General features: G+C 66.3%; 39 protein-coding genes. 34 read left to right on the forward strand and 5 right to left on the reverse strand.

Annotation, left to right across the window (positions count from 1 at the left end):
• Nucleotides 1–50: 50 nt before the first annotated feature.
• The 3 genes from FCG67_RS23035 to FCG67_RS23045 are packed head-to-tail and all read right to left on the reverse strand — an operon-like array spanning nt 51 to nt 2,697.
• A complete protein-coding gene (locus tag FCG67_RS23035; protein WP_136911936.1) occupies nt 51–905 on the reverse strand; it encodes an ABC transporter permease in 855 nt (284 codons plus the stop codon).
• Nucleotides 902–1,717, reverse strand: coding sequence for an ABC transporter permease (locus tag FCG67_RS23040; protein WP_246045239.1), 816 nt, complete (start codon nt 1,715–1,717; stop codon nt 902–904). Before FCG67_RS23040 ends, FCG67_RS23035 begins: the two co-directional genes overlap by 4 nt.
• Complete coding sequence (locus FCG67_RS23045) at nt 1,714–2,697, reverse strand: ATP-binding cassette domain-containing protein (protein ID WP_136911937.1); 984 nt, start codon at nt 2,695–2,697, stop codon at nt 1,714–1,716. Before FCG67_RS23045 ends, FCG67_RS23040 begins: the two co-directional genes overlap by 4 nt.
• Nucleotides 2,698–2,968: 271 nt before the next feature.
• On the opposite strand from FCG67_RS23045, the gene FCG67_RS23050 reads away from it, so the two are divergent.
• Nucleotides 2,969–3,772: an oxygenase MpaB family protein gene (locus FCG67_RS23050; RefSeq protein ID WP_246045240.1), complete on the forward strand. Its 804-nt coding sequence runs from the start codon at nt 2,969–2,971 to the stop codon at nt 3,770–3,772.
• A 19-nt stretch (nt 3,773–3,791) separates the two neighbouring features.
• On the opposite strand, the gene FCG67_RS23055 is transcribed toward FCG67_RS23050, so the two are convergent.
• Nucleotides 3,792–4,268 carry a hotdog fold domain-containing protein gene (locus FCG67_RS23055; protein WP_136911938.1) on the reverse strand — a complete coding sequence of 159 codons (477 nt, stop codon included), beginning with the start codon at nt 4,266–4,268 and terminating at the stop codon, nt 3,792–3,794.
• A 480-nt stretch (nt 4,269–4,748) separates the two neighbouring features.
• Between FCG67_RS23055 and rpsJ the strand changes: the two genes are divergently transcribed.
• The 28 genes from rpsJ to FCG67_RS23195 all read left to right on the forward strand — a co-directional run bounded on the left by rpsJ (nt 4,749) and on the right by FCG67_RS23195 (nt 22,051).
• The gene (gene rpsJ / locus FCG67_RS23060) at nt 4,749–5,054 is read left to right on the forward strand and encodes a 30S ribosomal protein S10 (protein ID WP_003938093.1); all 306 of its coding nucleotides are present in this window, start codon (nt 4,749–4,751) and stop codon (nt 5,052–5,054) included.
• A 20-nt stretch (nt 5,055–5,074) separates the two neighbouring features.
• The gene (rplC, locus tag FCG67_RS23065) at nt 5,075–5,731 is read left to right on the forward strand and encodes a 50S ribosomal protein L3 (protein WP_097211071.1); all 657 of its coding nucleotides are present in this window, start codon (nt 5,075–5,077) and stop codon (nt 5,729–5,731) included.
• Nucleotides 5,728–6,408, forward strand: a complete 681-nt coding sequence (gene rplD, locus FCG67_RS23070) for a 50S ribosomal protein L4 (RefSeq protein ID WP_136911939.1) — start codon at nt 5,728–5,730, stop codon at nt 6,406–6,408. Before rplC ends, rplD begins: the two co-directional genes overlap by 4 nt.
• Complete coding sequence (rplW, locus tag FCG67_RS23075) at nt 6,405–6,710, forward strand: 50S ribosomal protein L23 (RefSeq protein ID WP_056818486.1); 306 nt, start codon at nt 6,405–6,407, stop codon at nt 6,708–6,710. The genes rplD and rplW overlap by 4 nt, the downstream gene beginning before the upstream one ends.
• A 40-nt stretch (nt 6,711–6,750) precedes the next feature.
• Nucleotides 6,751–7,590 (forward strand): 50S ribosomal protein L2, encoded by an 840-nt coding sequence (rplB, locus tag FCG67_RS23080; RefSeq protein WP_077040838.1) that lies wholly within the window; start codon nt 6,751–6,753, stop codon nt 7,588–7,590.
• A 13-nt stretch (nt 7,591–7,603) separates the two neighbouring features.
• Nucleotides 7,604–7,885, forward strand: a complete 282-nt coding sequence (rpsS, locus tag FCG67_RS23085; RefSeq protein WP_003940820.1) for a 30S ribosomal protein S19 — start codon at nt 7,604–7,606, stop codon at nt 7,883–7,885.
• Nucleotides 7,882–8,286 (forward strand): 50S ribosomal protein L22, encoded by a 405-nt coding sequence (gene rplV, locus FCG67_RS23090; protein ID WP_027503154.1) that lies wholly within the window; start codon nt 7,882–7,884, stop codon nt 8,284–8,286. Before rpsS ends, rplV begins: the two co-directional genes overlap by 4 nt.
• A complete protein-coding gene (rpsC, locus tag FCG67_RS23095; protein ID WP_097211072.1) occupies nt 8,286–9,095 on the forward strand; it encodes a 30S ribosomal protein S3 in 810 nt (269 codons plus the stop codon). Before rplV ends, rpsC begins: the two co-directional genes overlap by 1 nt.
• A 3-nt stretch (nt 9,096–9,098) precedes the next feature.
• The gene (rplP, locus tag FCG67_RS23100; RefSeq protein WP_027503156.1) at nt 9,099–9,515 is read left to right on the forward strand and encodes a 50S ribosomal protein L16; all 417 of its coding nucleotides are present in this window, start codon (nt 9,099–9,101) and stop codon (nt 9,513–9,515) included.
• Nucleotides 9,515–9,751, forward strand: coding sequence for a 50S ribosomal protein L29 (rpmC, locus tag FCG67_RS23105; protein WP_077040840.1), 237 nt, complete (start codon nt 9,515–9,517; stop codon nt 9,749–9,751). Before rplP ends, rpmC begins: the two co-directional genes overlap by 1 nt.
• Nucleotides 9,748–10,035: a 30S ribosomal protein S17 gene (gene rpsQ, locus FCG67_RS23110; RefSeq protein WP_077040841.1), complete on the forward strand. Its 288-nt coding sequence runs from the start codon at nt 9,748–9,750 to the stop codon at nt 10,033–10,035. Before rpmC ends, rpsQ begins: the two co-directional genes overlap by 4 nt.
• 249 nt (nt 10,036–10,284) lie before the next feature.
• Nucleotides 10,285–10,653: a 50S ribosomal protein L14 gene (gene rplN / locus FCG67_RS23115; protein WP_027503159.1), complete on the forward strand. Its 369-nt coding sequence runs from the start codon at nt 10,285–10,287 to the stop codon at nt 10,651–10,653.
• Nucleotides 10,653–10,967 carry a 50S ribosomal protein L24 gene (rplX, locus tag FCG67_RS23120; RefSeq protein ID WP_027503160.1) on the forward strand — a complete coding sequence of 105 codons (315 nt, stop codon included), beginning with the start codon at nt 10,653–10,655 and terminating at the stop codon, nt 10,965–10,967. Before rplN ends, rplX begins: the two co-directional genes overlap by 1 nt.
• A gap of 1 nt (nt 10,968) precedes the next feature.
• Entirely contained in the window at nt 10,969–11,535 is a 567-nt protein-coding gene (rplE, locus tag FCG67_RS23125; protein WP_077040842.1) for a 50S ribosomal protein L5, read from the forward strand.
• Between the two features lie 3 nt (nt 11,536–11,538).
• Entirely contained in the window at nt 11,539–11,724 is a 186-nt protein-coding gene (locus tag FCG67_RS23130; protein WP_005239644.1) for a type Z 30S ribosomal protein S14, read from the forward strand.
• 142 nt (nt 11,725–11,866) lie between these two features.
• Entirely contained in the window at nt 11,867–12,265 is a 399-nt protein-coding gene (gene rpsH, locus FCG67_RS23135; protein ID WP_050063876.1) for a 30S ribosomal protein S8, read from the forward strand.
• A gap of 14 nt (nt 12,266–12,279) precedes the next feature.
• Nucleotides 12,280–12,819, forward strand: a complete 540-nt coding sequence (gene rplF / locus FCG67_RS23140) for a 50S ribosomal protein L6 (protein WP_097211073.1) — start codon at nt 12,280–12,282, stop codon at nt 12,817–12,819.
• Nucleotide 12,820: 1 nt separating this feature from the next.
• Nucleotides 12,821–13,228: a 50S ribosomal protein L18 gene (gene rplR / locus FCG67_RS23145; RefSeq protein WP_136911940.1), complete on the forward strand. Its 408-nt coding sequence runs from the start codon at nt 12,821–12,823 to the stop codon at nt 13,226–13,228.
• Nucleotides 13,229–13,259: 31 nt separating this feature from the next.
• Complete coding sequence (gene rpsE / locus FCG67_RS23150) at nt 13,260–13,910, forward strand: 30S ribosomal protein S5 (RefSeq protein WP_097211074.1); 651 nt, start codon at nt 13,260–13,262, stop codon at nt 13,908–13,910.
• Between the two features lies 1 nt (nt 13,911).
• Nucleotides 13,912–14,091 carry a 50S ribosomal protein L30 gene (gene rpmD / locus FCG67_RS23155; RefSeq protein WP_027503165.1) on the forward strand — a complete coding sequence of 60 codons (180 nt, stop codon included), beginning with the start codon at nt 13,912–13,914 and terminating at the stop codon, nt 14,089–14,091.
• 2 nt (nt 14,092–14,093) lie between these two features.
• Nucleotides 14,094–14,537 carry a 50S ribosomal protein L15 gene (rplO, locus tag FCG67_RS23160; protein ID WP_077040845.1) on the forward strand — a complete coding sequence of 148 codons (444 nt, stop codon included), beginning with the start codon at nt 14,094–14,096 and terminating at the stop codon, nt 14,535–14,537.
• 182 nt (nt 14,538–14,719) lie between these two features.
• Nucleotides 14,720–16,030 carry a preprotein translocase subunit SecY gene (gene secY / locus FCG67_RS23165; RefSeq protein WP_136911941.1) on the forward strand — a complete coding sequence of 437 codons (1,311 nt, stop codon included), beginning with the start codon at nt 14,720–14,722 and terminating at the stop codon, nt 16,028–16,030.
• Complete coding sequence (locus tag FCG67_RS23170) at nt 16,027–16,572, forward strand: adenylate kinase (RefSeq protein ID WP_027503168.1); 546 nt, start codon at nt 16,027–16,029, stop codon at nt 16,570–16,572. The genes secY and FCG67_RS23170 overlap by 4 nt, the downstream gene beginning before the upstream one ends.
• Nucleotides 16,573–16,581: 9 nt before the next feature.
• Nucleotides 16,582–17,376, forward strand: coding sequence for a type I methionyl aminopeptidase (gene map, locus FCG67_RS23175; RefSeq protein ID WP_136911942.1), 795 nt, complete (start codon nt 16,582–16,584; stop codon nt 17,374–17,376).
• A 196-nt stretch (nt 17,377–17,572) separates the two neighbouring features.
• Nucleotides 17,573–18,934, forward strand: coding sequence for an MFS transporter (locus FCG67_RS23180; RefSeq protein WP_136911943.1), 1,362 nt, complete (start codon nt 17,573–17,575; stop codon nt 18,932–18,934).
• A 51-nt stretch (nt 18,935–18,985) separates the two neighbouring features.
• Entirely contained in the window at nt 18,986–19,651 is a 666-nt protein-coding gene (locus FCG67_RS23185) for a response regulator transcription factor (RefSeq protein ID WP_136911944.1), read from the forward strand.
• Nucleotides 19,652–19,670: 19 nt separating this feature from the next.
• Nucleotides 19,671–21,140, forward strand: a complete 1,470-nt coding sequence (locus FCG67_RS23190; protein WP_136911945.1) for a sensor histidine kinase — start codon at nt 19,671–19,673, stop codon at nt 21,138–21,140.
• Nucleotides 21,137–22,051 (forward strand): TAXI family TRAP transporter solute-binding subunit, encoded by a 915-nt coding sequence (locus tag FCG67_RS23195; protein WP_136911946.1) that lies wholly within the window; start codon nt 21,137–21,139, stop codon nt 22,049–22,051. Before FCG67_RS23190 ends, FCG67_RS23195 begins: the two co-directional genes overlap by 4 nt.
• Nucleotides 22,052–22,069: 18 nt before the next feature.
• On the opposite strand, the gene dtd is transcribed toward FCG67_RS23195, so the two are convergent.
• A complete protein-coding gene (gene dtd, locus FCG67_RS23200) occupies nt 22,070–22,501 on the reverse strand; it encodes a D-aminoacyl-tRNA deacylase (protein ID WP_136911947.1) in 432 nt (143 codons plus the stop codon).
• A 189-nt stretch (nt 22,502–22,690) separates the two neighbouring features.
• Here dtd and infA point away from each other — a divergent pair, with 189 nt between their 5' ends.
• The 5 genes from infA (at nt 22,691) to rpsD (ending at nt 24,746) form a co-directional block, all read left to right on the forward strand.
• A complete protein-coding gene (gene infA, locus FCG67_RS23205) occupies nt 22,691–22,912 on the forward strand; it encodes a translation initiation factor IF-1 (protein ID WP_003418601.1) in 222 nt (73 codons plus the stop codon).
• 81 nt (nt 22,913–22,993) lie between these two features.
• Entirely contained in the window at nt 22,994–23,107 is a 114-nt protein-coding gene (gene rpmJ, locus FCG67_RS23210) for a 50S ribosomal protein L36 (RefSeq protein WP_025347279.1), read from the forward strand.
• Nucleotides 23,108–23,334: 227 nt separating this feature from the next.
• The gene (rpsM, locus tag FCG67_RS23215) at nt 23,335–23,709 is read left to right on the forward strand and encodes a 30S ribosomal protein S13 (protein WP_027503171.1); all 375 of its coding nucleotides are present in this window, start codon (nt 23,335–23,337) and stop codon (nt 23,707–23,709) included.
• Nucleotides 23,709–24,119 (forward strand): 30S ribosomal protein S11, encoded by a 411-nt coding sequence (gene rpsK, locus FCG67_RS23220; protein ID WP_077040851.1) that lies wholly within the window; start codon nt 23,709–23,711, stop codon nt 24,117–24,119. The genes rpsM and rpsK overlap by 1 nt, the downstream gene beginning before the upstream one ends.
• 21 nt (nt 24,120–24,140) lie before the next feature.
• On the forward strand, nt 24,141–24,746 hold the full coding sequence (gene rpsD, locus FCG67_RS23225; RefSeq protein ID WP_136911948.1) for a 30S ribosomal protein S4: 606 nt from the start codon (nt 24,141–24,143) through the stop codon (nt 24,744–24,746).
• Nucleotides 24,747–24,861 lie beyond the last annotated feature (115 nt).

The following is a 24,861-nucleotide window of genomic DNA, read 5'->3' on the forward strand; positions in this document are numbered from 1 at the left end:
GCCCGTGAGGGCGGGGCCTTTCTCGTGTCGAGCGAAGGTGCGGGCGGGGACTACGAGGCCGGGTTGTGTGCGGCCCTCTGGTAGCCCTTGATGGCGGGGTAGGTGAATACCAGGACGGCCCCGACCGACCACAGCACCGTCTTGATCAACGGTTCGGCGACCGGTCCGCCCAGGGTCAGGCCCTTCATCGCGTCGATCGCGCACGACATGGGCTGGTTCTCGACGAATGTTTGCAGCCAGGGTGGGTAGGCCGCGGTCGGCACGAACCCGGAATTGAAGAACATCAGCAGGGTGCACAGCAGCGAGAGGAGCTCCACCAGCGGCGCCTTGGCCGCCATCACCGACAACATGGTGACCAGTGTCGCGAATCCCAGTCCCAACAGGAGCGGGACGAACATCATGGCGACAGCCGGGAGGAAGCCTTGGTTGAACCGGAACCCGAGCGGGATGGCCACCAACACGATCAGCACCGTCGTGATCATGATGCGGATCGACTCGGCGATCAGGCGGCTCACCAATCCTGCCGCCCGGTGCATCGGCAGGATCCAGAAGCGCGCGAGCAGCCCCTTCTTCCACTCCTGCTTGAGTGAGAGGCCGCTGGCGATGCAGCCGAACATGGCGCCGACCAGGGTCATCATCGGGGCGGTGCCGTAGATGCTGTTCACCCCGGTCGCCTTGGTGATCGAGATCCCCAGCACGGCCCAGAACATCAGCATCGTGACGGAGGGGTAGATGACCGCCTGCAGAATGGTGAAGGGGTCGCGGAGCCAGCCACGGAGCAGCCTGCCCGCCTGCAGCTTGCTGTGCTCGATGAGGGCAGGCCACGAGGTCTCGGACGGCGGGTCGGTGACGACCGGGAAGCTGTGGGTGGCCGGGGCGGCCTCCCGGGTCTGCAGGTCTGTCATCCTCGCCTCACGTTGGCCCAGATCGACAGCGGGACCGCGACGAGCAGCAGCCCGGCGCACCACAGCAGCGACGGCGTCAGCTGGTGGAGGGTGATATGGCCCTCGGCCATCGAGCGCATCGAGACGGAGAACTGCGAGATCGGCTGATTCCTGACGAAGCCCTGGGACCACTCGGGGAACTGCGACTCCGGGACGAACCCGCTCGAGAACATTCCGAGGATCAGCTGCGGGAGGGTCAGGGACTGGCTGGTGATCTCGGGGCTCTTGGTCAGGGTGCCGAGGGCATCACCCGCCATCGCGAGGGTCATGCCGACGCCGAGCGCCAACGCACAGAAGCCAACGGCCAGCGTCGTACCGCCGATGAAGCGGAACCCGATGGCGTAGCCGTATGCAACGGCGGCGATCAGGGAGATCACCGCATGGATCAGCATGGCGGTCACCCGCGAGGCCAGCGGGACGGCGGGGAAGATCGGCATCGTCTGAAACCGCGCGTTCATCCCGTTGGATGCCTCGGTCGCGGCGCGGCCTGCCGCCGTGATCGCGGTGAACGCCATCGCCTGCAGCACGATGATCGGCATCACGAACTGTGCGTAGTCGATGCCCTGGACCTTCATGACGAACTTCAGCGGCAGGTAGAAGCCGAGCGTGAAGATCAGGGGCGCCAGAACCGCGACGAAGATCTGTCCGTGGCTCCACATGATGTGCACGTTGCGCCCGGACAGCGCCAGCCACTGCTGCATGCTGGACAACTGCGGCTTGCGGTGCCGCCCGGTGCGTGCGATCACGACCGGGCTCGCGGCGACGGCGGTCACGACGCAACGCTCGCTTGCTCGGGTTCCTCGTCCTCGGCCCTCGTTCCGGTCAGTGCCAGGAACACGTCATCGAGCGACGGTCGGCGCAGCGCGATGTCGGCGAGCGGGATCCGCGCGATGTCGAGCCGGCGCAGCACCTCGGCGAGGGTCTGCGCGCCGTACTGCGCGGGAATCGAGAGCCGGTCGTGTCCGGTCTCGGTGATGTACTCGGGCGGGACCAGGCTCATCAGCACATTGAAGACCCGAGGCAGGTCCGCGAGCTGCACGGGCACGACCTCGCAGTAGCTGCCACCGGTGCGCTCCTTGAGCTGGTCGGCAGTGCCCTCGGCGATCACGGTGCCCTTGTCGATGACCACGATGTTGTCGCTGAGGACGTCGGCCTCCTCGAGGTACTGCGTCGTCAGCAGGATGGTGATGCCCTGTGCCTTGAGATCGGACACCAGCGACCACACGCCCTGACGGCTGCGCGGGTCGAGACCGGTGGACGGCTCGTCCAGGAAGACCACCTCGGGACGGGTGACCAGCCCGCAGGCGATGTCGACGCGCCGCCGCATGCCGCCCGAGAATCCGGACACCTTCCGGTCGGCGGCGTACCCCAGATCGAACTGGCGGAGGAGTTCCTCGGCGCGGGCCTTGGCGGACTGCTTGGTCAAGCCGAGGAGCCGCCCGAAGAGTACGAGGTTCTCTCGGGCGGTGAGTGATTCGTCCAGCGCCGCGTACTGACCGGTCGTCATGATGCTGCGTCGCACGGAGGCGGCCTGCGCCACCACGTCATGGCCGGCCACGAACGCGCGGCCCGAGTCGGGGCGCAGCAGCGTCGAGAGCACGTTGACCGTGGTGGTCTTACCTGCGCCGTTCGGGCCCAGGATGCCGAGCACGGTCCCTCGGGGAACCTCGAAGCTGACGCCGCGCAACGCGTGCACGTCGCCGAACGACTTCGTGATTCCCTCGACCAGGACGGCAGAGTGGGGTGAAGGCATGCACGCGAGTATGTCATGCGTCCACTTCGCGGGTGGTCGACAGCGCTGGATTCGTCACATGTTGGGGTTCGGTTTCCCATCTCGCGGACTCGATGTCGCGGCGAGTTCGCCCGCCCCGGTGTTCCGCCGGTCGCTCACCTGGGATTTCGGCAACTAAGTTAACCCTGAATCTGGCATCAATAACAATCTTATGATCCCGCATATTGCAGTTGACCACAGCTTTCTATCGGCACATCGAAACGTATGGTGAACAGCGCCGTAGTGTGGTTGCATGACGATCATGACTCGACGGGCGGCAGTGACAATCCGAGATCTGGCGGGCGAGGGGATCATGCTCGCGGCGGGCGGGCGGGCGATCCTGCTCCAGGTGGCGAATCGTGGCGTCGGTCACGGGGTCGCGGACCACAGTGATTTCGCCTATCGGGCAGTCGACCGGCTGCGGACGACGATGACCTATATATATGCAGTCGTCTACGGCACCGACGAGGAGCGCGCGGCTGTCATCAGGATGGTCAACAAGGCGCACGCCAAGGTGCGCTCGGATGACTACAACGCCTTCGATCCGCAGCTCCAGCTGTGGGTGGCCGCCACCCTCTACGAGAGCGCCGTCACCCTGTACGAACGCGTCTTCGGCAGGCTCGACGACGCCAATGCCGACGCCCTGTACCGCGAGTACGCGATCCTGGGCACCGCGCTGCAGGTGCCGGACGGACTCTGGCCGCGCGATCGTGCCGAGTTCGCCGCGTACTGGAAGCAGCAGATCGACGGTGCCGAGGTGGACGCGAAGGTCCGGGCCGTCTCGAGGAACCTCTTCCATCCGGTCCGGGCGCCGTTCCTCATTCGCGCGAACCTGCCCGCGTATCGGTGGCTCACGACGGGGCTGCTGCCCGAGCGATTGCGGCAGCAGTTCGAGCTGCCCTGGAACGAGCGGGACCAGCGCAGGTTCGATCGGGTGATGACACTCGCTTCCTGGGTGTACCCCCGGATCCCGAGGGTGATCCGGCACGCGCCCAGGTCCGTCTATCTCTTGGACATGCGTAGGCGGCTGCGCTCGCGGGGCTCGCTCGCGGCCTGAGGGGCGCAGCCGCCCGCGGCTACTTCGGGCTCACCCAGATGGTGATGTCCGCATGCACCACCTCGGTGCCTGCCTTGTCATAGAGCGCGACGGACACCACGAGGTCCGTGCCGGAGGTGATCTCGGCGAAGTCCGGGAGGTCCGGCACCGTCGCCACGGCGCGCAGCCCGGTGTCGGCCTTGGCGAGGTACCGGGTGTTCATCGACTTCGGGATCCATCGGTGGGAGGTGGGCACCGTTGCCTCCGCGAGCATGCCCATCGCCGCCTCGGCGAGGTTGCACGCGGCGATCGCGTGGAAGGTGCCGATGTGGTTGTGCACGCCCCACCACTTGGGCGCCCTCGCCTCGCAGAGCCCCGGCTCGAGGCGGGTGACGTGGGGGAGCACTGTCGCGAAGTAGGGCACCCGCAGGCACATGCCCAGCGAGAACAGCGCCCCGCCGATGCGGTTTCGGGGGAGCTTGAGCCAGCCGCGGTAGGTCGGTGTCTGTAGCGTCATGGACGCTATCTTACTTTGGAGTAAGTTACTGTGCGTCCGGCCGCCCCGGATCGGATTTGAACTCCTGGCCGGTCTGCGGCATACTGTTCGGGTTGCCTAGACCCCGGTCGTGTTCCACTGCGTCTGGCGGCGGGCGAGAGATGACCGAAGCTCCGGCAGTCAGTGCGGGGCCGAGGCCAATGCAGGACGGAAGCAGTACCTGCGCTCACTTGCGAGCGCATCCGGCATTCATGTTCAGGGGACAATTGTGCCTTGAGTGTGAGAGGTAGGGCGACACGCCCGACCGCGTGTACCGGAGAACCATGACAGATGAACAGCGGCAGCGGATCGGGTACTTGCCCGGTCGCCAACGTTCGGACAGTCATGGGCAAGGCAGGAACTGTGCAAACGAGGTAGCCCATGACGGGTCTACACGAACGAGGTAGCCCCCCAGGGTCTACAAGGGCCTAATTCATAACGGGCAAGGAAGAGGACACAAGCGTGGCGGGACAGAAGATCCGCATCAGGCTCAAGGCCTACGACCATGAGGCGATCGATGCGTCAGCGCGCAAGATCGTCGAGACGGTGACCCGTACCGGGGCCCGTGTCGTTGGACCGGTGCCGTTGCCGACTGAAAAGAACGTGTACTGCGTCATCCGCTCGCCGCACAAGTACAAGGACTCGCGCGAGCACTTCGAGATGCGTACCCACAAGCGGCTGATTGACATCCTCGACCCGACGCCCAAGACAGTCGACGCGCTCATGCGCATCGATCTGCCGGCCAGCGTTGATGTCAACATCCAGTGAGCGCGGCGGAGACAAAAACAATGACTGAGAACAAGATCAAGGGAATCCTGGGCACCAAGCTCGGCATGACCCAGGTCTTCGACGAGAACAACCGGGTCGTCCCGGTCACCGTCGTGAAGGCCGGACCGAACGTGGTCACCCAGATTCGTACCGAGGAGCGCGACGGCTACAGCGCCGTGCAGCTCGCGTTCGGTGCGATCGACCCGCGCAAGGTCAACAAGCCGGAGTCCGGCCAGTTCGCCAAGGCCGGTGTGACCCCCCGTCGCCACGTCGTGGAGCTCCGCGTTGCGGATGCCTCCGAGTACGAGGTCGGCCAGGAGCTCACCGCCGAGGTCTTCGAGGACGGCGCCTACGTCGACGTCACCGGAACCAGCAAGGGCAAGGGCTTCGCCGGAACCATGAAGCGGCACGGCTTCGCCGGCCAGGGCGCCTCTCACGGCGCGCAGGCCGTGCACCGTCGCCCGGGTTCGATCGGTGGCTGCGCCACTCCCGGCCGCGTGTTCAAGGGCATGCGCATGTCGGGCCGCATGGGTAGCGACCGCATCACGACGCAGAACCTCTCGGTCCACAAGGTGGACGCCGAGAACGGTCTGCTTCTCATCAAGGGTGCGATCCCTGGCCGCAAGGGTGGTCTCGTGATCGTCAAGACCGCAGTGAAGGGTGGTGCGTCCGCATGACCGAGACCGCAACCAAGCTGACCCTCGACGTCAAGACCGCCGGTGGCAAGACCAACGGCACCGTCGATCTCCCCGCTGAGATCTTCGACGTCACGGCCAACATCGCGCTGATGCACCAGGTCGTCGTCGCGCAGCTCGCCGCTGCACGTCAGGGCACGCACTCCACCAAGACCCGCGGCGAGGTTCGCGGCGGTGGCAAGAAGCCGTGGCGTCAGAAGGGCACCGGCCGCGCCCGTCAGGGCTCGACCCGCGCTCCGCAGTTCGCCGGTGGTGGCGTCGTCCACGGCCCGCAGCCGCGTGACTACAGCCAGCGGACCCCCAAGAAGATGAAGGCAGCCGCCCTGCGCGGTGCCCTCTCCGACCGGGCGCGCAACGAGCGCATCCACGTGATCACCGAACTGGTGTCGGGTCAGACCCCGTCCACCAAGGGCGCGAAGTCGTTCCTCGGCGAGATCTCGGATCGCAAGAAGCTCCTGCTCGTCGTCGGGCGTGCAGACATCGCGGCATGGAAGAGCGTGCAGAACCTGGAAGGCGTGCACCCCATCGCACCCGACCAGCTCAACACGTACGACGTGCTCAACAGCGATGACATTGTGTTCAGCGTCGAGGCGCTCAACGCGTTCATCCACGGGCCGGCCGAGTCCGCCCAGGCAGACAGCAAGGAGGAGAGCAAGTGAGCACCATCGCTGATCCCCGCGACATCTTGCTGGCCCCGGTCATCTCCGAGAAGTCCTACGGACTGATCGAGGAAGGCACCTACACCTTCCTGGTGCACCCGGACTCGAACAAGACGCAGATCAAGATTGCCGTCGAGAAGGTCTTCGGCGTCACTGTGACGAGTGTCAACACCGCCAACCGTCAGGGCAAGCGCAAGCGGACGAAGTTCGGTTACGGCAAGCGCAAGGACACCAAGCGCGCGCTCGTCACCCTCTCCGCCGACAGCAAGCCCATCGAGATCTTCGGAGGACCGGTCGCGTAAGCGGGCGGGACTTGACGAGACATAGAGGACGAGAAGACTCATGGCAATCCGTAAGTACAAGCCGACTACCCCGGGCCGTCGTGGCTCGAGCGTCTCGGACTTCGCCGAGATCACTCGGTCGACTCCCGAGAAGTCGCTTATCCGCCCGCTGCACGGTCGCGGTGGACGTAACGCCCACGGTCGCATCACCACCCGTCACAAGGGTGGCGGTCACAAGCGCGCCTACCGGCTGATCGATTTCCGTCGCAACGACAAGGACGGCGTGCCGGCCAAGGTCGCTCACATCGAGTACGACCCCAACCGCACGGCGAACATCGCCCTGCTGCACTACGCCGACGGCGAGAAGCGCTACATCATCGCGCCGAAGGACCTCAAGCAGGGTGCGAAGGTCGAGTCCGGTGTCGGAGCCGACATCAAGCCGGGCAACAACCTGCCGCTGCGCAACATCCCGACCGGTACCACCATCCACGCGGTGGAGCTGCGTCCGGGCGGCGGCGCCAAGATGGCCCGCTCCGCAGGCGCCAGCATCCAGCTGCTGGGCAAGGAAGGCCCCTACGCGACCCTGCGTATGCCCTCCGGTGAGATCCGTCGCGTCGACGTGCGCTGCCGCGCATCCGTCGGCGAGGTCGGCAACGCCGAGCAGTCGAACATCAACTGGGGCAAGGCCGGCCGTATGCGCTGGAAGGGCAAGCGCCCGACCGTCCGTGGTGTCGTGATGAACCCGGTCGACCACCCGCATGGTGGTGGCGAGGGCAAGACCTCCGGTGGTCGCCACCCGGTCAGCCCGTGGGGACAGCCTGAGGGCCGTACCCGCAAGCCCAACAAGCCGAGCGACAAGCTCATCGTCCGCCGCCGCCGTACCGGCAAGAACAAGCGCTAGGAGGGAGTTCAGAATGCCACGCAGCCTGAAGAAGGGCCCGTTCGTCGATGACCACCTCCTCGCGAAGGTGGATGTGCAGAACGAGAAGGGAACCAAGCAGGTCATCAAGACCTGGTCCCGTCGTTCCACGATCATCCCGGACTTCATCGGACACACGTTTGCGGTCCACGACGGCCGTAAGCACGTCCCCGTGTTCGTCTCCGACTCGATGGTCGGACACAAGCTCGGAGAGTTTGCACCGACCCGCACGTTCAAGGGTCACATCAAGGATGATCGGAAGGCGAAGAGGCGATGAGTAACACCGAAACCGCCAACCCGACCGCCAAGGCTGTCGCGCGCCACGTGCGTGTGACGCCGATGAAGGCGCGTCGCGTTGTGGATCTGGTTCGCGGGCGTTCCGTCGAGGACGCGCTGTCGATCCTGAAGTTCGCGCCGCAGGCAGCGAGCGAGCCGGTCGCCAAGGTGATCGCCTCCGCAGCGGCCAACGCCGAGAACAACCTCGACCTGGACCCGAGCACGCTTGTCGTCGCCACGGCGTTCGTGGACGAGGGTGCGACCCTCAAGCGGTTCCAGCCGCGTGCACAGGGCCGTGCGTTCCGGATCCGCAAGCGCACTAGCCACATCACCGTGATCGTGGAGAGCCTGCCCAAGGCCGGCACCTCGACCCGCAATCGCCGGAAGGGAAGTGCTCAGTAGTGGGCCAGAAAATCAACCCGCACGGCTTCCGCCTCGGCATCACCACCGACTGGAAGTCTCGCTGGTACGCAGACAAGCAGTACGCGGAGTACGTCAAGGAAGACGTCGCCATCCGCAAGCTCCTCGCCACCGGCATGGAGCGGGCCGGCATCGCGAAGGTGGAGATCGAGCGCACCCGTGACCGGGTTCGCGTCGACATCCACACCGCGCGTCCGGGCATCGTCATCGGCCGCCGCGGCGCCGAGGCCGATCGCATCCGCGCCGAGCTGGAGAAGCTGACCGGCAAGCAGGTGCAGCTCAACATCCTCGAGGTCAAGAACGCTGAGGCCGAGGCCCAGCTCGTGGCCCAGGGTGTTGCGGAGCAGCTGTCGAACCGTGTCGCCTTCCGTCGCGCCATGCGCAAGGCCATCCAGTCGGCCATGCGTCAGCCGAACGTCAAGGGCATCCGGGTGCAGTGCTCGGGCCGTCTCGGCGGCGCCGAGATGTCCCGCTCGGAGTTCTACCGCGAGGGTCGGGTTCCGCTGCACACGCTGCGTGCGGACATCGACTACGGGCTCTACGAGGCCAAGACCACCTTCGGCCGCATCGGCGTGAAGGTCTGGATCTACAAGGGCGACATCGTCGGCGGCAAGCGTGAAGCCCTCGCCAGCGCTGCAGCCCCGGCCGGCGATCGCCCCCGTCGCGAGCGTCCGAGCCGTCCGCGTCGCTCCGGTGCCTCGGGCACCACGGCGACCAGCACCGAGGCCGGCCGCGCTGCGACCGCCACCGCAGAAGCTCCGGCTTCGACCGAGACGAATCAGGAGGGCTGACGCATGTTGATCCCCCGTCGGGTCAAGCACCGCAAGCAGCACCACCCGAGCCGTTCGGGTGCCGCCAAGGGCGGAACTCAGGTGACCTTCGGTGACTACGGCATCCAGGCTCTCGAGCCCGCCTACATCACCAACCGTCAGATCGAGTCCGCTCGTATCGCCATGACGCGCCACATCAAGCGTGGCGGCAAGATCTGGATCAACATCTTCCCGGATCGCCCGCTCACGAAGAAGCCTGCCGAGACCCGAATGGGTTCCGGTAAGGGTTCGCCCGAGTGGTGGGTCGCGAACATCAAGCCCGGTCGGGTCATGTTCGAGATGACTTACCCCAACGAGGAGATTGCTCGCGAGGCCCTGCGTCGCGCGATGCACAAGCTCCCGTGCAAGTGCAGGATCGTCACGAGGGAGGAGCAGTTCTGATGGCTACTGGAACCCCAGCCGCAGAGCTCCGTGAGCTCAGCGAAGAAGAGTTGGTCACCCGGCTCCGCGAGTCGAAGGAAGAGTTGTTCAACCTTCGCTTCCAGATGGCGACCGGTCAGTTGGACAACAACCGTCGTCTGCGCGTTGTCCGCCACGAGATCGCGCGCGTCTACACCGTCATGCGCGAGCGTGAGCTCGGCCTCGCAGCCGCCCCGAGTGCGGGTGACGCGGCATGAGTGAGAACGAGAAGGACACCGCAGTGACTGAAGAGCGTGGGACCCGCAAGGTCCGCATCGGCTACGTCGTCTCCGACAAGATGGAGAAGACGATCGTCGTCGAGCTCGAGGATCGTGTGAAGCACCCGCTGTACGGCAAGATCATCCGCCGTACCACCAAGGTGAAGGCGCACGACGAGAACGGCATCGCCGGCATCGGCGACCGCGTCCAGCTCATGGAGACCCGACCGCTGTCGGCGACCAAGCGCTGGCGTCTGGTCGAGGTGCTCGAGAAGGCCAAGTAAGAAGAGCACTACACCGAAACGGCCCGTCCCGGTTGGGGGCGGGCCGTTTTGTGTGTTTCACCAGCGGGGGAGTGCGCAACCACAATCGACGCCGATAGCGCGCGATTTGGATTCCCTCGGCGTGTTCCCTACACTAGAGCGGTTGCCTATGCCTCCGCATGCCCGCATGTGGGTACGGCTGGGTAACAGACCGCGCGCATCGGGTCGGTAATCCGGTGCGTACGAAAATCCAGGTCTTAGGAGAGATCAGTGATTCAGCAGGAGTCGCGACTGCGCGTCGCCGACAACACGGGTGCCAAGGAGATTCTCTGCATCCGCGTTCTCGGCGGTTCGTCTCGTCGCTACGCCGGGATCGGCGACATCATCGTCGCCACCGTCAAGGACGCCATCCCGGGTGGAAACATCAAGAAGGGCGAGGTCGTCAAGGCCGTCATCGTCCGTACCACCAAGGAGCGCCGCCGTCCGGACGGCTCGTACATCAAGTTCGATGAGAACGCTGCCGTTCTCATCAAGCCTGATCACGATCCCCGTGGCACCCGCATCTTCGGACCCGTGGGTCGTGAGCTGCGCGACAAGAAGTTCATGAAGATCGTTTCGCTCGCCCCGGAGGTGCTGTGATGAAGGTGCACAAGGGTGACACCGTTCTGGTCATCGCCGGCAAGGACAAGGGCGCCAAGGGCAAGGTCATCCAGGCCTTCCCGGCGACCGAGAAGGTCCTCGTCGAGGGCGTGAACCGGATCAAGAAGCACACCGCGGTCTCCGCGAACGAGCGTGGCGCCTCCTCCGGCGGCATCGTGACGCAGGAAGCCCCGATCCACGTGTCGAACGTGCAGGTCGTGGACTCGGACGGTAACGCCACTCGCGTGGGCTACCGCACCGATGAGAACGGCAAGCGGGTTCGGATCTCCCGTAAGAACGGGAAGGACATCTGAGATGACTAGCACTGAGAACAAGATCGTTCCCCGTCTGAAGACCCGCTACCGCGCCGAGATCAAGGACGCGCTGAACGCGGAGTTCGAGTACGCGAACGTCATGCAGATCCCCGGCGTGGTCAAGGTCGTCGTCAACATGGGTGTCGGTGACGCCGCCCGCGACGCGAAGCTGATCAACGGCGCGGTCAACGACCTCGAACTGATCACCGGCCAGAAGCCCGAGATCCGCAAGGCCCGCAAGTCCATCGCGCAGTTCAAGCTGCGTGAGGGCATGCCCATCGGCGCGCGCGTCACCCTCCGTGGCGACCGCATGTGGGAGTTCCTCGATCGCCTGGTCAGCATCGCGCTGCCCCGTATCAGGGACTTCCGTGGCCTGTCCGGCAAGCAGTTCGACGGCAACGGCAACTACACCTTCGGTCTCAACGAGCAGTCGATGTTCCACGAGATCGATGTGGACAAGATCGATCGCCCGCGCGGTATGGACATCACCGTCGTGACGACCGCGACCAACAACGAAGAAGGCCGTGCCCTGCTCAAGCACCTCGGCTTCCCGTTCAAGGAGAACTGAGCCATGGCGAAGAAGGCACTGGTCAACAAGGCCAACAAGAAGCCCAAGTTCGCGGTGCGCGCCTACACCCGCTGCCAGCGGTGCGGCCGTCCCCACTCGGTGTTCCGCAAGTTCGGCCTGTGCCGAATCTGCGTTCGCGAGATGGCGCACGCGGGCGAGCTGCCGGGCGTTCACAAGAGCTCCTGGTAGCCACAACACTTCTGGCTTGCATCCGTGAGCCAGTCCAAAGGAAAACCCCTTCGCTGTAGGCCCACGACCGGCAGGCGCTCCACGAGTGCCGGACCCGGTGTTGCATGGGAACCGCTGCGAGAAAGGTGAACAGGTCAACCCCATGACCATGACCGATCCAATCGCAGACTTCTTGACGCGTCTGCGCAACGCCAACTCGGCGTACCACGACGAGGTGAAGCTTCCCCACTCGAAGATCAAGGCGAACATCGCCGAGATCCTCAAGCGCGAGGGTTACATCTCCGATTTCCGTACCGAGGACGCCGAGGTGGGCAAGACCCTCATCGTCGACCTGAAGTACGGACCCAGCCGTGAGCGCAGCCTCGCGGGTGTCCGGCGCGTTTCCAAGCCCGGCCTCCGGGTTTACGCGAAGTCCACCAACCTGCCCAAGGTCCTGGGCGGCCTCGGCGTGGCGATCATCTCCACGTCCTCCGGCCTGCTCACGGATCGTCAGGCGGCCAAGCAGGGCGTCGGCGGCGAAGTCCTCGCCTACGTCTGGTAAGGGAGGCCACCACAATGTCGCGTATTGGAAAGATTCCGGTCACCGTCCCCGCGGGCGTTGACGTCACCATCGAAGGCCAGAACGTCTCGGTCAAGGGCCCCAAGGGCACCCTGGCGCTGACGATCGCCGAGCCGATCAGCGTTGCCAAGAGCGAGGACGGTGCCCTTCTGGTCACCCGTCCGGACGACGAGCGTCGCAGCCGCGCGCTGCACGGCCTCTCGCGCACCCTGGTCGCCAACCTGATCACCGGTGTCACCGAGGGCTACACCACGAAGATGGAGATCCACGGCGTGGGTTACCGCGTCGCGCTCAAGGGCAAGGACCTCGAGTTCGCGCTGGGTTACAGCCACCCGGTGCCGATCGAGGCCCCCGAGGGCATCACCTTCGTCGTCGAGACGCCCACCCGGTTCTCGGTCTCGGGTATCGACAAGCAGAAGGTCGGCCAGATCTCGGCCAACATCCGTCGTCTTCGCCGTCCGGACCCGTACAAGGGTAAGGGCGTGCGTTACGAGGGTGAGCAGATCCGCCGCAAGGTCGGAAAGACGGGTAAGTGATATGAGCCAGACTGCAAACCAGAAAGCCAAGCGGATTCCGCTGGGCAAGGATGCGTCCACCACGCGTCGTCTCTCGAAGACGCGTCGTCACTTCCGTCTGCGCAAGAAGGTCTCGGGCACGCCCGAGCGTCCGCGCCTGGTCGTGAACCGGTCCTCGCGCCACATCCACGTCCAGCTCGTGGACGACCTGGCCGGCCGCACCCTGGCCGCCGCGTCGACCATCGAGCCGGACCTGCGTGCGGTCGAGGGCGACAAGAAGGCCCTGAGCGCGAAGGTCGGTCAGCTGATCGCCGAGCGCGCGAAGGCAGCCGGCGTCGAGGCCGTGGTCTTCGACCACGGTGGCCACGGCTACCACGGTCGCATCGCGGCCCTGGCGGACGCTGCTCGCGAAGGCGGGTTGAAGTTCTGATGATGAAGTTCACGAATGGAAGGACAGTCTGATGCCGGGACGTCAGAGGCGTGACGGCGGCAGCGGACCCGCCGGACAGAATGGCCCCAACACCGGGGACAACCGCGGCGGCGGCGACCGCCGTGGCGGCGGTCGTGACGATCGTCGTGGCGGCCAGGCGGCCCCGAAGTCGGACCATATCGAGCGCGTTGTCACCATCAACCGCGTGTCGAAGGTCGTCAAGGGTGGTCGTCGCTTCAGCTTCACCGCCCTCGTGATCGTGGGCGACGGCAACGGGCTCGTTGGCGTCGGTTACGGCAAGGCCAAGGAAGTTCCCGCGGCCATCCAGAAGGGTGTCGAGGAGGCTCGCAAGAGCTTCTTCCGCGTTCCGATGATCGGCGGCACCATCACTCACCCCATCCAGGGTGAGGCGGCTGCCGGTGTGGTCATGCTCCGTCCGGCCAGCGCCGGTACCGGTGTCATCGCCGGTGGCGCGGTGCGTGCCGTGCTCGAGTGCGCGGGTATCCACGACATCCTGTCGAAGTCGCTCGGTAGCGACAACGCAATCAACGTCGTTCACGCGACCGTCGCCGCCCTCAAGGGCCTCCAGCGTCCCGAGGAGGTGGCCGCTCGCCGCGGTCTGCCCATCGAGGACGTGGCCCCGGCCGGCATGCTGCGTGCACGTGCGGGACAGGGAGTCTGAGATGGCTGAACTTAAGGTCACCCAGGTAAAGAGCTCGATCGGTACCAAGAAGAACCAGCGCGACAGCCTGCGCACCCTCGGTCTGAAGGGCATCCGTCAGACCGTCGTCCGCGAGGACAACGCGCAGAACCGTGGCCTGGTCAACGTGGTCCGCCACCTCGTCACAGTTGAGGAGGTCTAACCATGACCATCAAGTTGCACCACCTGCGCCCCGCCCCCGGTGCCAAGTCCGACAAGATCCGCGTCGGTCGAGGCGAGGGCGGCAAGCGAGGTAAGACCGCAGGTCGCGGCACGAAGGGCACCAAGGCCCGCAAGAACGTGCCCGCAGCCTTCGAGGGTGGACAGATGCCGCTGCACATGCGTCTGCCCAAGCTCAAGGGATTCAAGAACCCGTTCCGGACCGAGTACCAGGTCGTCAACGTGGGCGATATCGCCCGGCTGTTCCCCAATGGTGGGACCATCGGCGTTGCCGAGCTCGTCGAGGCCGGCGCGGTTCGCAAGAACCAGCTCGTGAAGGTCCTCGGCGACGGAGAGCTCACGGTGTCCGTTCAGGTCACCGCGAACAAGTTCACCGGTGCCGCCAAGGAGAAGATCGCCGCTGCCGGTGGGACGACCACCGAGCTGTGATCCACCAGTAGGTCGAGACCGATGGCCGCAGCGCATCCCGAAGGGGCGTGCTGCGGCCATTCGTCTAACCTGACTCACACGGTCTATCGGGGCTGAGTGAACGGGTGCCACTGCTAGTGTTCTAAAGTTCATTTCGCCTCGTGAGCGATCCCGCTCGCGTTCTGCCAGTGCCAGGAGGATCTTTGCTTTCCGCCTTCGTCTCGGCCCTCAGGACTCCCGACCTGAGGCGGAAGATCCTCTTCGCCCTCGGCATCATCGCGTTGTACCGGTTCGGTGCGACGCTGCCGTCGCCCGGCGTCGACTACGCGAACGTCAAGACCTGTATCGATCAGATCTCCGGTGGTGAGTCGGCGGGTATCTACTCGCTGATCAACCTGTTCTCCGGCGGTGCGTTGCTGCAGCTGTCGGTGTTCGCGATCGGCATCATGCCGTACATCACGGCGAGCATCATCGTGCAGCTGTTGACGGTGGTCATCCCCAGGTTCGAGGAACTCCGCAAGGAGGGCCAGTCGGGCCAGGCGAAGATGACCCAGTACACGCGGTACCTGTCGATCGCGTTGGCCATCCTCCAGTCCACCGGCATCGTCGCGCTCGCAGCGCGCGGTCAGCTGTTGCAGGGCTGCCAGGAAGACATCATCGCCGACCAGTCCATCTTCGGCCTGGTGACCATCGTCCTGGTGATGACGGCCGGTGCGGCCCTGGTGATGTGGTTCGGCGAGCTGATCACCGAGCGCGGTGTCGGCAACGGCATGTCGTTGCTGATCTTCTCGGGTATCGCCTCGCGCATGCCTGCGGAGGGCGGGGCGATCCTCGACAGCCGCGGCGGACTGATCTTCGCGATGGTCTGTGTCGCGGCACTCGCCCTCATCGCGGGCGTGGTCTTCGTCGAGCAGGGCCAGCGGCGCATCCCGGTGCAGTACGCCAAGCGGATGGTCGGCAGGAAGATGTACGGCGGCTCCTCGACGTACCTGCCGCTGAAGGTCAACCAGGCAGGCGTCATCCCGGTGATCTTCGCGTCGTCGCTGCTGTACCTGCCGAACCTGATCGCCCAGCTGACCGGCGCGAGCACTGCCACCGACCCGAGCTGGTGGCAGCGGTTCATCCAGGAATACCTGGTCAACCCGAGCAACCCGGTCTACATCCTCATCTACTTCCTGCTCATCGTCTTCTTCACCTACTTCTACGTCGCGATCACCTTCAATCCCGAAGAGCGCGCGGACGAGATGAAGAAGTTCGGTGGCTTCATCCCGGGCATCCGGCCCGGCCGCCCGACGGCGGACTACCTCAACTACGTGCTCAGCCGCATCACGCTGCCGGGCGCCATCTACCTCGGTCTCATCGCGGTGCTTCCCAACTTCTTCCTCAGCGGAAGCGCGGGTAGCAGCATCTTCGGTGGTGCGGCAGTGCTGATTCTCGTCAGCGTCGGCCTCGACACCGTCAAGCAGATCGAGAGTCAACTCATGCAGCGCAACTACGAAGGGTTCCTCAAGTGAGACTTGTCCTCCTTGGTCCTCCCGGTGCCGGTAAGGGCACTCAGGCCGCCATCCTGTCGGAAAAGCTCGGCGTTCCGCACATCTCCACGGGCGACCTGTTCCGCGCCAACATCGGGCAGCAGACGGCGCTTGGGCTCGAGGCGAAGAAGTACCTCGACGCGGGCGACCTGGTGCCCAGTGAGATCACCAACAACATGGTTCGCGCCCGGGTCTCCGAGCCGGACGCCGTGAACGGTTTCCTGCTCGACGGCTTCCCCCGCACGGTCGATCAGGCGCAGGCGCTCGAGGGCATCCTCGGCGAGCTCAACGCCAAGCTCGACGGCGTGCTCGCGTTCGAGGTCGACGACGACGTCGTGGTGGAGCGGATGCTCGCCCGCGGTCGCGCGGACGATACGGAAGACGTGATCCGGAACCGGATGCGTGTCTACCGCGAGGAGACCGCTCCGCTGCTGGACCACTACGCGGGTCAGATCGTCACCGTCGACGCAGTCGGCGAGGTCGACGAGGTCAACGCGCGCGCACTCGCCGCGCTCGGTAAGTAAGAGGCAGTCGTGGGGTTTCGTCGTAAGAAGGTCGTTCCCTTCCGTACCGCGGGCGAGCTGGACGCGATGGCGGCGGCAGGCGCCGTCGTCGGAGCGACGCTCGTCGCGGTGCGCAATGCGGCGAAACCCGGCGTGAGCACCCTCGAGCTCGATCAGCTGGCCGAGCAGACCATCCGTGACGCCGGTGCCGTGCCGTCGTTCCTCGGGTACCACGGGTTCACCGGTTCGATCTGCTCGTCGGTGAACGATCGTGTGGTGCATGGGATCCCGTCGGCCGAGGACGTTCTCGTCGAGGGTGACCTGGTGTCCATCGACTGCGGCGCGATCCTCGACGGCTGGCACGGCGACTCCGCCTGGACGTTCGGTGTCGGCACGATCATCGAGGCCGACGAGCTGCTCAGCGAGGCCACCAAGCTGTCGATGGAGGCGGGCATCGCGGCGATGATCGCAGGCAACCGCCTCACCGACGTTTCGCATGCGATCGAGCTGGGCACCCTGGCCGCCGCGAAGGCCCACGGACGCAAGTACGGCATCGTCGACGGGTACGGCGGTCACGCCATCGGCCGCGAGATGCACATGGATCCGTTCCTGCCGAACGAGGGGGCACCCGGCAAGGGACCCGAACTCGTCATCGGCTCCGTATTGGCCATCGAGCCGATGCTGACCCTGGGTACCCACGAGACCGTGGTGCTCGAGGACGAGTGGACCGTCGTGACCACCGACGGATCCAGGGCGGCGCACTGGGAGCACACCGTCGCGGTCACCGAGGACGGACCGCGGATCCTGACGCTCCGCCCCGAGTAGGCGCACACAATCCCATCGGGCATCCACGGTCGACTCCGACCGTGGGTGCCCGTTCTGGTTTCGGGGGCAGGCGGATCCGGGCTCGGCGCGACTTGCCTAAGGGAGTGTTAGGAAAGCCGCGCAGGCCTTCCCGCCCTTTGTGACAGCGACCACAGTATCTCCGAGCGGCGCAATGGGGCGTCCGGAAGGAGATCTGATGAGCACGACAAAGAACGTCGGTGAGCGGAGAGTCGTCGCCAACGTGCTGCGTGGGTCGATCGGCAACCTGGTCGAGTGGTACGACTGGTACGTCTACGCAGCGTTCAGCGTGTACTTCGCGAAGGCGTTCTTCCCGGAGGGGGAGCCGACCGCCCAGCTGCTGTCCACCGCGGCCGTGTTCGCCGTCGGATTCCTGATGCGCCCCCTCGGCGGCTGGGCGCTCGGCCGCTACGCGGACAAGTTCGGCAGGCGGTCCGCGCTCACCCTGTCGGTGACGGTGATGGCGGCGGGGTCGCTGATGATCGCGCTGACACCGGGCTTCGCCACGATCGGTATCGCGGCTCCCGTGCTGCTGCTCCTCGCGCGCCTGCTGCAGGGCCTATCCGTAGGTGGTGAGTACGCCACCAGCGCGACCTACCTGTCGGAGGTGGCCTCGCCTGGTAAGCGCGGGTTCTATTCGAGCTTCCAGTACGTGACGCTCGTGGCAGGCCAGCTCACGGCCCTCGGCGTGCAGATCGTGCTGCAGCAGGTACTGACCTCCGAGCAGATGTACAGCTGGGGCTGGCGGATCCCGTTCCTGATCGGCGCCACCGGTGCGGTGGTGGTGATGCTGCTTCGTCGTGGCATGGACGAATCGGAGTCGTTCCGGGCCGAGACCGCGCGAAACGCGCAGGCGCCGGCGGAGTCCCGCGGCTCGCTGCGGGTCCTGCTCCAGTACCCGCGCGAGTGTCTGCTGGTGGTCGGGCTGACGATCGGCGGCACCGTCGCGTTCTACACGTACACCACATACATGCAGAAGTTCATGATCAACACCTCCGGCATCTCGAAGACGACGGTCGCGTGGATCAACTTCGTCGCGCTGCTCGCCTTCGTCGTGCTGCAGCCGCTGGCCGGTGCGCTGTCGGACCGCATCGGCAGGCGCAAGTTGCTGATCTTCTTCGGCGTCGGCGGCACGGTGCTGACGGTGCCGATCATGACCGTGCTGGCACAGACCACCAATCCGTTCGCCGCCTTCGGTCTGATGATGCTGGCGCTGGTGTTGGTCACCGGCTACACCTCCATCAACTCGATCGTGAAGGCCGAGCTGTTCCCGACGAAGATCCGGGCCCTCGGCGTCGGGCTCCCGTACGCGTTGACGGTGGCGATCTTCGGCGGCACCGCCGAGTTGATCGCGCTCGGACTGAAGAAGGCAGGCCACGAGTCGATGTTCTTCTGGTACGTCGCCGGTTGCGTGGCCATCTCGCTGATCACCTACTTCTTCATGCGGGAAACATCGGCGCAGTCCACCATTGAGGCAGAGGCCGGTGCCGCCGCCGGAGCCGATGCACGGGACAGGGAGATCGTTGGCGTCCACAACTGACCGCGAGCTTCGCCCGCCGACACTTCTCCGGAGCGGGGGGAGGGTCCGCGCGTGCGGATAGCGGTGGTGGAGGACGACGACGGGGTCGGCGATGCGTTGATCGAGGCACTCGGGGCCCGCGGCCACGTCGCCGAGCGCATGCGGCGCGGCTCGGACCTGCTCGTGGCGCACCGCGGATTCGACGCGGTGATCCTCGATCTCGGCCTGCCCGACGCGGACGGCCTCCAGGTGCTGCGGCAGCTGCGTGAGGTGAGCTCGGTCCCGGTCCTCATCCTCACCGCGCGCAGCGACGAGCGGTCGATCGTTCGAGGTCTGCGCGGTGGCGCCGACGACTACCTGGTGAAGCCGCCGCGCATCGCGGAGCTCACGGCGCGGCTGGACACCGTCACCAGGCGCGCCGCGCAGGCGCCGTCGCCCGCGCGCGCCGCAGACGTGGTGGTCACCGGCGATGTCCGGGTGGACCGGCGCGCGCGCATCGTCGAGGTGGACGGGGTGGACATCGGGCTGACAACGAAGGAGTTCGCACTGGTGGAGGTGCTCGTCGAACGGCCGGGGTCCGCGGTGAGCAGGCAACAGTTGATGGACCGGATCTGGGGCGACGCGTTCGTCGCCGTCTCACGGTCGCTGGACGTGCACATGACCGGTCTGCGATCGAAGCTGAACCGGCCGGGACTCATCACGACGATCAGAGGATTCGGTTACCGGTGGGGTTCGTGACCGGAAGGGAGACCCCGCGATGCGCCGACGTCTGCTCGCCGCGCTGACGGGGTTCGCCGCCCTCGCGGTGCTGGCGTTCGCGGTGCCGTTGACGCTGACCGTCGCCACCAACCGCACGCAACAGCTCGTGCTGGCGCGCAGTGGCGATGCGGACAGGTTCGCATTGCTCTCCGGCGACGCGGTGGGATCGGGTGACGCCAGAGCCCTTGCCGACGAGGTGGCGCGGTACTCGGACCTCTACTCCGAGGGCGTGCTCGTCGTCGACGCGCGGGGCGCCGTGGTGGTCGAGGCAGGCATCGAGCGGAGCGATCCCGCCATCGGTGACGCCGTCGCGGCCGCCCGCCGCAACCAGCGGCCCGCGGTGACCGAGCGGCTGATGCCGTGGAGCGCGCCCGCCATGCTGGTGGCCCGGCCTGTCGGCACCGGCGTCCAGGTGGACGGCGCGGTGGTGATCGAGGCGTCCACGGAACGCGCGCGAACGGACATCGCACGGGCGTGGGCGGTCATCGCGGCCGGAGCGGTGGTCGCAATGGCCGTGTTCACGGCCCTGGCGCTGGTGTTGAGCCGGTGGGTGCTGCGACCGCTCGGGGAACTGTCCGACGGGGTCGCCGCGTTGACCGCGACCCTGCCGGCCCCGCGGCATGGGCAGGGTTCGCCCGCCTCGATCGCGCGGCGCTACGGCGGGCCGCCTGAGGTCCGCGAACTGACCGAGTCCTTCGATGCGATGGCGGCGACGGTCGCCGACTCGGCCGAGGCGCAGCGGCAGCTGGTGGCGGACACCGCGCATGCGATGCGTAATCCGCTGGCGGCCCTCACGATCCGATTGGATTCGCTGGAGACCTCGATCCCGGACCGCGCGGCGGACACCTTCCGCGGCGCCGCCGCCGAGGTCGACCGGCTCACCTCCCTCCTCGACGGTCTGCTGGCACTCGCGGTCGCCGAGAGCGCGTCCGGGTTCGCCCCTGCCGACCCGGCCTCGACGGCGGCTGAACGCTGCGACCCCGTTTCGGTTGCCCACGAACGGGTGGACGCCTGGCATCAGGCGTTTGCGCGGGCGGGGGTGGAGCTCACCCTTGTCGACCTCGGGCCGTCACACGAGGCGGCGGTCTCGCCCGATGTCCTGGCGCAGATACTGGATGTTCCCTTGAGCAACGCGTGCCGATACGCGGGGGCAGGGGCGCACACCCGGATCGCCGTGTCCACCGAGCCGGGGTGGACGAGGATCGAGATCGCGGACGACGGGGTCGGCGTGTCCCTCGAGGAGGTCGACCGCCTGGACACCCGGTTCTTCCGGGGCACGAGTGCGGCAGGAGGGCCTGCCGGAGGCTCGGGGCTCGGCCTGCCCATCGCGCGGGCCCTGACCCGGGCCAACCGGGGCACGATGACGATCGCCCGGGTCTCTCCACACGGGCTCGCCGTCAGTGTTCGGTTGCCCGCGACGGACCGGGGACGCGCAGGTAGCGCGTCCGGCGAGGGGTCGGCGTCGTGATCACCCGCCGCGGGTTCCTCGCCCTGGCCGCCGCGGGCGCGCTGGCCGCCGCGGCCGGTTGCGGCTCGCGATCGGGTCCCGCGGTCGTGCGGATCGCGTCCGGCGAGTACGGCGGTTTGTATCACGCCTTCGCCGTGCTGCTGGCCCGTGCGGCCGCCGAAACCGACGACCTGCGGATCGAGCCGGTGGTCACGAGTGGATCCCGCGAGAACCTCGACCTGCTGGCCCGCGGTGAGGTGGACCTGGCACTGACCCTCGCGGACTCGGTCGATCCGATGACGGTCGGTGCCGTGGCCATCGGCCGGGTGTACGAGAACTATCTCCAGCTGGTGGTCCGTGCGGACAGCCCGGTCGGGGCGGCGGGGGATCTACGGGGGATGCGGGTGAACCTGGGTGCGGAGGGTTCCGGGGCCGCACTGACCGGGGAGCGCCTGATGATCGCGGCCGGGCTGGATCCCGCCTCGGATCTCACCGTCACGCACCTGCCGTTGGAGGCGGCGACCGAAGCGCTCGAGGGGGGCTCCATCGATGCGCTGCTCTGGGCGGGTGGGGTACCGACCGCAGCGTTGGACATTCCCGCCCGCATGCGATTGGTCGACCTGTCCGAGCTGGTGTCGCCGATGAGGGACCGGTTCGGGCAGGTGTACGACCCGGTGACGATCCCCGCGGACGCGTACCCGGGCGGTCCGGCCGTCGGCACGGTCGGGGTCGCGAACCTGTTGCTGGCGGCCGAGGGTCTTGCTGATGCGCTCGCGGCGGAGGTGGTCGACCTGCTGCTGTACCGGGCCGCCGATCTGGTGCCCCCGGAGGCGTCGGGCACCCAGTTCCTCGACGGCCGCTCGTTGATCACCACCGCGGGGGTTCCGCTGCACCTGGGTGCGGCTCAGGCCTACCGTCGCTGGCATGGGTGAGCAGCGGAAGGATCTGCCTCAGGCCTCGAGCAGCAGGGTGACGGGGCCGTCGTTGACCGAACTGACGCGCATGTGCGCGCCGAAGTGTCCGGTCTGGACGTCCGCGCCCAGCCCGCGCAGGGCGTCGGCGAACGCGTCCACCAGCGGCTCGGCCACGGCGCGCGGCGCGGCGGCGGACCAGGACGGGCGCCGACTCTTGCGGGTGTCCGCGAGCAGCGTGAACTGGCTGACCACCAGGATCGGCGCGCCGATGTCGGACGCCGAGCGCTCGTCGTCCAGGATGCGGAGCTTCCACACCTTCGCAGCGAGGGCGTCAGCGACCACGAGATCGTCGCCGTGGCCGACGCCGAGCAGGACCAGCAGCCCCTGGCCGTCCGGGTCGATGCCGGCGACGGTGTGACCGTCGACCTCCACGGCCGCCTCGGTGACCCGTTGCACCACCGCGCGCACTCTTCACATCCCTTCGGGGGTTCGGGGGGATTGAACCCGCATTTGGCCTGGTGAGCGAACTCCGGTAAGCTAGATCAACGGTGCGCCCTGCGTGCCGGTCGTTCCCTGCGTCTGTGCGGGTCGCCGGTTCTCTACCGCGTGCGCATCACCGTAACGGAGAACGATGCCCACCAACGGATCGCGGAGGATATGGCTAAGAAAGACGGGGCCATCGAGGTCGAGGGACGCGTAGTCGAACCGCTGCCCAATGCAATGTTTCGCATTGAGCTCGAGAACGGCCACAAGGTCCTCGCGCACATCAGCGGGAAGATGCGTCAGCACTACATTCGCATCCTGCCGGAAGACCGTGTCGTCGTAGAGCTGTCGCCCTATGACCTCTCTCGCGGTCGCATCGTCTACCGGTACAAGTAACACACACTTCCCGGGCCACATCTGGCCTGGGGAAAACATGTCCACCCACCGGTGGGCGACCACACAGGAGATTAGACAGACGTGAAGGTTCAGCCCAGCGTCAAGAAGATCTGCGAGAAGTGCAAGGTGATCCGTCGTAACGGCCGGGTCATGGTCATCTGCGACAACCTGCGTCACAAGCAGCGTCAGGGATAACCACCTGCACGACTTGCGATCGGCTTGTCCGACGCAACTGAAAAGAAGACCTCTCAGCACCAGCCAGGATGACGGCCAACGGGTTTCAGCCCGAACAGCACATCCCGGTGCACCCCCGGCACGGAGGCCGGGGCCCCACTGAGTTAGTTGAAAGACGCTCTGAGCGATCAGAGGACACAGGGGACGGACTGGGAGCAGACCTCCGCACACCGATAGGAAATGCCAACATGGCACGTCTCGCAGGTGTTGATCTTCCTCGCGAAAAGCGCATGGAGATCGCACTGACTTACATCTACGGCGTCGGCCGTACCCGCTCCAAGGAGATCCTCGCGGCCACCGGTGTCAACCCGGATCTGCGCAGCAAGGACCTCAGTGACGAGGATCTGACCAAGCTCCGCGAGTACATCGAGGAGTCGCTGAAGGTCGAGGGTGACCTTCGCCGCGAGGTCCAGGCGGACATTCGTCGCAAGATCGAGATCGGCTGCTACCAGGGCCTGCGCCACCGTCGTGGTCTGCCCGTGCGTGGACAGCGCACCAAGACCAACGCGCGCACCCGCAAGGGCCCCAAGCGCACCATTGCCGGCAAGAAGAAGGCGAAGTAATGCCCCCTAAGTCACGCACCGGTCCGAAGAAGACCCAGAAGGCACGTCGCAGGGACAAGAAGAACGTCCCGCACGGCGCCGCTCACATCAAGAGCACCTTCAACAACACCATCGTGTCCATCACGGACCCGGCCGGCAACGTCATCTCGTGGGCGTCCTCGGGCCACGTGGGCTTCAAGGGTTCGCGTAAGTCGACCCCGTTCGCCGCTCAGCTGGCCGCCGAGAGCGCTGCCCGCAAGGCGCAGGAGCACGGCGTGAAGAAGGTCGACGTCTTCGTCAAGGGCCCCGGCTCGGGACGCGAGACCGCGATCCGTTCGCTGCAGGCTGCAGGCCTCGAGGTCGGCACCATCTCCGATGTCACCCCCCAGCCGCACAACGGCTGCCGTCCGCCCAAGCGGCGTCGGGTCTAGCGGGAAGGAAAGGTTTAGAAAATGGCACGTTATACCGGCCCCATCACCCGCAAGTCGCGTCGTCTGCGCGTCGACCTCGTCGGAGGAGACCAGGCGTTCGAGCGTCGCCCCTACCCGCCGGGCCAGCACGGCCGCGCGCGGATCAAGGAGAGCGAGTACCTGCTCCAGCTGCAGGAGAAGCAGAAGGCACGCTTCAGCTACGGCGTCATGGAGAAGCAGTTCGTCCGCTACTACAAGGAAGCGGTGCGTCGCCCGGGTAAGACCGGCGAGAACCTGCTGCGCATCCTCGAGACCCGTCTCGACAACGTCGTGTACCGCGCCGGTCTGGCCCGTACCCGTCGTCAGGCCCGCCAGCTCGTCAGCCACGGCCACCTTCTCGTGAACAACAAGAAGGTCGACATCCCGAGCTTCCGCGTCTCCCAGTACGACATCATCGATGTCAAGGAGAAGTCGCTGAGCACGCTGCCGTTCCAGGTTGCCCGTGAGACCGTCGGCGACCGCCCGGTTCCCGCGTGGCTGCAGGTCGTTCCGGGTCGCCTCCGCGTCCTGGTCCACCAGCTGCCCGAGCGCGCGCAGATCGACATTCCGCTGCAGGAGCAGCTGATCGTGGAGCTGTACTCGAAGTAATGCCTTTCACCCCGTGCGCTTTTCCGGTGGCTCCGGCCACCGGAAGGGCGCACGGGTGCCGAAGGCGCCATCCATCGTGGGCGTCAAATAGCGGACGTCCGTACAGGAGGAAAAC

Source organism: Rhodococcus oryzae (genome assembly GCF_005049235.1).
In the GTDB taxonomy this organism is placed as follows: Bacteria; Actinomycetota; Actinomycetes; order Mycobacteriales; family Mycobacteriaceae; genus Rhodococcus_G; species Rhodococcus_G oryzae.

Coding starts and splice junctions, on each gene's coding strand:
- FCG67_RS23035 (WP_136911936.1), bottom strand. CDS start 905: ATGACAGACCTGCAGACCCGGGAGGCCGCCCCGGCCACCCACAGCTTC.
- FCG67_RS23045 (WP_136911937.1), bottom strand. CDS start 2,697: ATGCCTTCACCCCACTCTGCCGTCCTGGTCGAGGGAATCACGAAGTCG.
- FCG67_RS23050 (WP_246045240.1), top strand. CDS start 2,969: ATGACGATCATGACTCGACGGGCGGCAGTGACAATCCGAGATCTGGCG.
- FCG67_RS23055 (WP_136911938.1), bottom strand. CDS start 4,268: ATGACGCTACAGACACCGACCTACCGCGGCTGGCTCAAGCTCCCCCGA.
- rplC (WP_097211071.1), top strand. CDS start 5,075: ATGACTGAGAACAAGATCAAGGGAATCCTGGGCACCAAGCTCGGCATG.
- rplD (WP_136911939.1), top strand. CDS start 5,728: ATGACCGAGACCGCAACCAAGCTGACCCTCGACGTCAAGACCGCCGGT.
- rplB (WP_077040838.1), top strand. CDS start 6,751: ATGGCAATCCGTAAGTACAAGCCGACTACCCCGGGCCGTCGTGGCTCG.
- rpsS (WP_003940820.1), top strand. CDS start 7,604: ATGCCACGCAGCCTGAAGAAGGGCCCGTTCGTCGATGACCACCTCCTC.
- rplV (WP_027503154.1), top strand. CDS start 7,882: ATGAGTAACACCGAAACCGCCAACCCGACCGCCAAGGCTGTCGCGCGC.
- rplP (WP_027503156.1), top strand. CDS start 9,099: ATGTTGATCCCCCGTCGGGTCAAGCACCGCAAGCAGCACCACCCGAGC.
- rpmC (WP_077040840.1), top strand. CDS start 9,515: ATGGCTACTGGAACCCCAGCCGCAGAGCTCCGTGAGCTCAGCGAAGAA.
- rpsQ (WP_077040841.1), top strand. CDS start 9,748: ATGAGTGAGAACGAGAAGGACACCGCAGTGACTGAAGAGCGTGGGACC.
- rplX (WP_027503160.1), top strand. CDS start 10,653: ATGAAGGTGCACAAGGGTGACACCGTTCTGGTCATCGCCGGCAAGGAC.
- rplE (WP_077040842.1), top strand. CDS start 10,969: ATGACTAGCACTGAGAACAAGATCGTTCCCCGTCTGAAGACCCGCTAC.
- FCG67_RS23130 (WP_005239644.1), top strand. CDS start 11,539: ATGGCGAAGAAGGCACTGGTCAACAAGGCCAACAAGAAGCCCAAGTTC.
- rpsH (WP_050063876.1), top strand. CDS start 11,867: ATGACCATGACCGATCCAATCGCAGACTTCTTGACGCGTCTGCGCAAC.
- rplF (WP_097211073.1), top strand. CDS start 12,280: ATGTCGCGTATTGGAAAGATTCCGGTCACCGTCCCCGCGGGCGTTGAC.
- rplR (WP_136911940.1), top strand. CDS start 12,821: ATGAGCCAGACTGCAAACCAGAAAGCCAAGCGGATTCCGCTGGGCAAG.
- rpsE (WP_097211074.1), top strand. CDS start 13,260: ATGCCGGGACGTCAGAGGCGTGACGGCGGCAGCGGACCCGCCGGACAG.
- rpmD (WP_027503165.1), top strand. CDS start 13,912: ATGGCTGAACTTAAGGTCACCCAGGTAAAGAGCTCGATCGGTACCAAG.
- rplO (WP_077040845.1), top strand. CDS start 14,094: ATGACCATCAAGTTGCACCACCTGCGCCCCGCCCCCGGTGCCAAGTCC.
- FCG67_RS23180 (WP_136911943.1), top strand. CDS start 17,573: ATGAGCACGACAAAGAACGTCGGTGAGCGGAGAGTCGTCGCCAACGTG.
- FCG67_RS23190 (WP_136911945.1), top strand. CDS start 19,671: ATGCGCCGACGTCTGCTCGCCGCGCTGACGGGGTTCGCCGCCCTCGCG.
- infA (WP_003418601.1), top strand. CDS start 22,691: ATGGCTAAGAAAGACGGGGCCATCGAGGTCGAGGGACGCGTAGTCGAA.
- rpsM (WP_027503171.1), top strand. CDS start 23,335: ATGGCACGTCTCGCAGGTGTTGATCTTCCTCGCGAAAAGCGCATGGAG.
- rpsK (WP_077040851.1), top strand. CDS start 23,709: ATGCCCCCTAAGTCACGCACCGGTCCGAAGAAGACCCAGAAGGCACGT.
- rpsD (WP_136911948.1), top strand. CDS start 24,141: ATGGCACGTTATACCGGCCCCATCACCCGCAAGTCGCGTCGTCTGCGC.